At 71.1% G+C, this 4,461-nt stretch carries 2 protein-coding genes; both read left to right on the top strand.

Annotated features, from left to right (window positions below; all coding sequences use genetic code 11):
• Positions 1-401: 401 nt before the first annotated feature.
• A complete protein-coding gene (locus QZY48_RS11995) occupies positions 402-3,275 on the top strand; it encodes a PAS domain-containing protein (RefSeq protein ID WP_295431088.1) in 2,874 nt (957 codons plus the stop codon).
• Positions 3,276-3,330: 55 nt separating this feature from the next.
• Positions 3,331-4,305: a bifunctional riboflavin kinase/FAD synthetase gene (ribF, locus tag QZY48_RS11990; protein ID WP_295431087.1), complete on the top strand. Its 975-nt coding sequence runs from the start codon at positions 3,331-3,333 to the stop codon at positions 4,303-4,305.
• Positions 4,306-4,461: the final 156 nt, after the last annotated feature.

Genomic DNA, 4,461 nt, shown 5'->3' with positions numbered 1-4,461 from the left:
TCGTGATCGGATTGTTCGATTACGACAACGACAACGACAACGATGCCCGGTGCGTGAGAAGGTCCGGTCGCTGTAGGTACTCTCTGTGGCGGCGGATTCCGTCCGACGGGTAGACGGGAAGCGGGCTATGCTCTTGCGATGAAAAGACCGCCAATCGTGCCCGCGTCCTTGCCGCCCGACCTGCTGGCCAGGGCCGACGCCGCCCTCTATCAGGCCAAGGAGGCCGGGCGCAACCGGGTCGTCGTGTCCCCGCCCTAATCGGGAGCGGGGGCGTCCCGGCCCTGCCGGCGAAAAACCCGGGGCGGGACGCCCCGGCTCCCTTGGGAATCGGAGATCGGGTAGGCTACGCGAAGACGACCAACGGCCCGCAGACGCCGCCCTTATAATCGCCGGAGACTCGCATGGCACCCACGCTCGCGCTCACCCCGCCGCCCGACATCTCCCAGTGCGAGGCCGAACCGATCCATATCCCCGGCGCCATCCAGCCGCACGGCGTCCTGCTGGCGCTGTACGGGGCGTCCCTCGACATCACCCAGGCGAGCGCCAACGCGTCCACCCTGCTGGGTCTCGAGGCGGCCGATCTGGCGGGGTGCGAACTGGCGACCCTGGGTCCGGGCCTGGCCGAGGCACTGCGCGAGGCGCTGGCCCGTTACCGGGAACTGCCCGCGGTCCCGACCTCCTTCACCTGGCGGGCGCCCACGGGCGGCACCTTCACGGGTTACCTCCACCAGTGCGATGACCTGGTGGTGCTGGAGTTGGAACCCGCACCGGCCGCCCCGGCCGCATTCGGCACCGTGCTGGCCGAGGCGGTACGGGGTTTCAGTGCGGTCCATGCCCAGAGCGCCTTGCCGGCCAAGCTCCAGTGCGCCGCCGAACTGTTCAGACGCCTCACGGGTTATGACCGGGTGATGATCTATCGCTTCGACGCGGACTGGCACGGCGAGGTCGTCGCCGAGGCCCGCCGGGCCGAGCTGGAACCCTATCTGGGCCTGCACTGGCCGGCCTCGGACATCCCGGCCCAGGCGCGGCGCCTGTATCTGATCAACCACACGCGCGTCATAGTCGATGTCGACTACCAGGCGTCGCCGCTCCTGCCGGTGGTGAATCCGGTGACCGGGGAACCGCTCGATCTGTCGCGCAGCACGCTGCGCGCGGCCTCTCCGGTGCACCTGGAGTATCTGCGCAACATGGGGGTCAGGTCCACGCTGACGACCTCACTGCTGCGCGAGGGCCAGCTCTGGGGTCTGATCGCCTGCCATCACGCCACGCCGCTCCCGGTGTCGGGCGAGATCCGTCAGATCGCCGACTGGATGGGGCAGGACCTGGCGACCCAGATCGCGCTGGCGGAAGCGCTTGACGTCGGACGCTACGCGGCGCACCTCAAGCAGTGCCGCGACCGGATCATCGCCGCGATGCGCCGGGGCGCGCGGCTGTCGGCCCTGCTCCGCGGCCCGGAACTGGCCGATATCCTGGGCGCGAGCGGGGCCGAGGGCGTGGCCCTGGTTCACGGCGACGAGGTCACCACCGGCGGCCAGACCCCGGACCGGCAAGAGGTCCTCGCCATCGTCACGGGATTGACCAGCCTGCACCAGGACGGCAGCGCCGATCTCGATCTCTTCGCCACCGACTGCCTGAGCGCGCACCTGAGCGCGACGACGGACCTGGCGGAAACCGCCGCCGGGGTGGCGCTCTTCCCCCTGAATGCCGCGCCGTCCGCCAAGTTCCTGTGGTTTCGCGGCGAACAGTTGCGCCAGGTGACCTGGGGCGGCAATCCAGACAAGGCGGTGGACCTGACCCCGGACGGCCGCCTGAGCCCGCGCCGCTCCTTCGCCGCCTGGTCACAGATCGTGCGCCTGCACAGCAGGCAGTGGCGCCCCGAGGAACTGGATTCGGTCCGCAAGCTCGGCGCACTGATCGATATCGAGTGGCGCCGGTTGGCCGAGGACGCCCTGTGCGCGAGCGAGGCCCTGCTCAGCGACGTACTGGACTCGCTCTCCGCCAATATCGCCGTGCTGGATGGGCAAGGGATCATCACCCTGGTCAATGCCGCCTGGCTGCGGTTTGCCGAGGCCAATGGCGGCAGTCTGGACTGCCTGACCGGCACCGATTATCTGGAGGTGTGCCGCGTCGCCCTGTCCGGCCAGGACGGCGTGGAGGCGGCCGCCGCCCTGCACGGCATCCAGCAGGTGTTGGACGGCACCCGCGGCAGCTTCCGCCTGGTCTACCCCTGTGATTCGCCGACCGAGGCACGCTGGTTCGAGATGGTCGCCTTTCCCATCCGCGGTGCCCGCCCGGGCGTGGTGGTCGCGCACGAGGAGATCACTGCCTACAAGCTGGCCGAGGCGGCGCTGCAGGCGAGCGAAGAGCGCCTGCGCCTGGTGCTGGAGGGGGCGAACGACGGCTTCTGGGACTGGAACCTGGTCACCGGCGACCTGTCGGTGAGTCAACGCTGGGCGCAGATACTGGGCTATGACCTGGCCGAGATCGAGCCCAACTCCCGCGGTTGGGAACGGCTGGTCCATCCCGATGACCTGCCGCGGGTCCAGGCCGAGGTGCAGGCCCATCTCGACGGCACCACGGCGCGTTTCGAGAGCGAACACCGGATGCTGACCAAGGACGGCGACTGGCGCTGGGTCCTGGCGCGCGCCAAGGTCACGGCGCGCGACGCCGCCGGCCGGCCGCTGCGGATGGCCGGCACCAGCACCGACATCACCGAACGACGCCGGGCGGAAGAGGCCCTGCGGGTCAGTCTGGCCGAGGTGCGGCGCCACGACGCCCGGATGGTCGCGCTCAACCGCATGAACGACCTGCTGCTCTCCTGTGAGACCCCGCAAGAGGCCTACGCCGTCATCGCCGAGGGCGCCGAGGTCCTGTTCGCGCCCTGCAGCGGCGCCCTGGCGGTCAGCGACGGCGCGCCGTCCGAGCTGCACCGGGTCGCCGCCTGGGGTGCGGCCGACAGCCTGCCCCCGGCCTTCGCACTGCACGATTGCTGGGCCTTGCGGCGCGGTCAACCACATGGGATCGGCCCCGCCGGCGATGAGATCGCTTGCCGGCACGTCCCGGCCCAGCCGCCGCCCGCCTCTGTGTGCGTACCGCTGAACGTGCGCGGCGCCAGCCTCGGCCTGCTGCATGTGGCGGCCGCCGAACCGCTCACCGGGCCCCAGTTCCAGGAACTGCGGACCCTGGCGGTCACGGTCGGCGAGTCCATCAAGTTCGCCCTGTCCAATCTGCGGCTGCGGCAGGCCTTGCGGGAGGCCGACCGACTCCTGGTCTGACGGCCATGGGCGACCCGCGTATACTGCGCGGTCCTGTCGCCAGGGCTTAAGTTCCATGAGGCTGATCCGCGGTCTACACAACCTGCGCCCCGGGGACCGGGGCTGCGTCGCCACCATCGGCAACTTCGACGGGGTCCACCTGGGGCATCGCGCCGTCTTCCGGCGCCTGCTCGCGCGCGGACGCGCCCTGGGGCTGCCGGCCGCGGTCATCACCTTCGAGCCCCAGCCGATGGAGTTCTTCGCCCCGGACCGCACGCCGGCGCGGCTCACGCGCCTGCGCGAAAAGCTCAAGGCGCTCGCCGACTGCGGGATCGCGCGGGTCATGGTCCTGGAGTTCGGGCCGCGCCTGGCCGCCGTGGCGCCGCCGGACTTCGTGCGCCGCCTGCTGCTGGAGGGCCTGGGGGTGCGCTACCTGCTGGTCGGGGACGACTTCCGCTTCGGGCAGGGCCGCGGCGGTGACTATGCCCTGCTGCGCAGCATGGGCGCGGCGGCCGGCGCGGCCGGCTTCGAGGTCGAGGACCAGCACACCATCACCCAGGGCGACGAGCGCATCAGCAGCACCCGGGTGCGCGAGGCCCTGGCCCGCGGCGACCTGGACCAGGCGCGGCGCCTCCTGGGCCGCCCCTACCGGATGCAGGGCCGCGTCGGTCACGGCGACCGGCGCGGGCGCACCATCGGCTTCCCCACCGCCAACCTCGACCTGCACCGCCGGGTCAGCCCGCTCTTGGGCGTTTTCGCCGTCCGGGTCCATGGCCTGGGCGGCGCCCCCCACCCCGGGGTCGCCAACATCGGCACCCGCCCGACCGTCGGCGGCCAGGGGTGCCGGCTGGAGGTCCACCTGTTCGACTTCGACCAGGACCTCTACGGCCGCCACCTGGAGGTGGAATTCAGCCTCAAGCTGCGCGACGAGCAGCGCTTCGACTCCTTCGAGACGCTGCGCCGCCAGATCGCCCTGGACGCCACCGCGGCACGCGCGTTTCTCGCCCGCACCGACGCCGACGCCACCGACAACTGGAGGTCGACGCTTTAACGGGCGGCCCTCCCGCTAACGGTCATGGCGCCCGCGCCACCCCGGCAGATGAAAGTCATGCCGATCGCTGGCGAGCGAGCCTGCGTAGTCAGGGCTTCCAGCCCTGACTGCTCCAGCCTGGCCAGGCCAGGATGGCCTGGCTACGCAGGGGACTTT

It is taken from the genome of uncultured Thiodictyon sp., from assembly GCF_903828115.1.
Taxonomy (GTDB): domain Bacteria; phylum Pseudomonadota; class Gammaproteobacteria; order Chromatiales; family Chromatiaceae; genus Thiodictyon.
The sequence above is the reverse complement of the archived record's forward strand: the minus strand, read 5'-3'. Positions and strand labels throughout refer to the sequence as shown.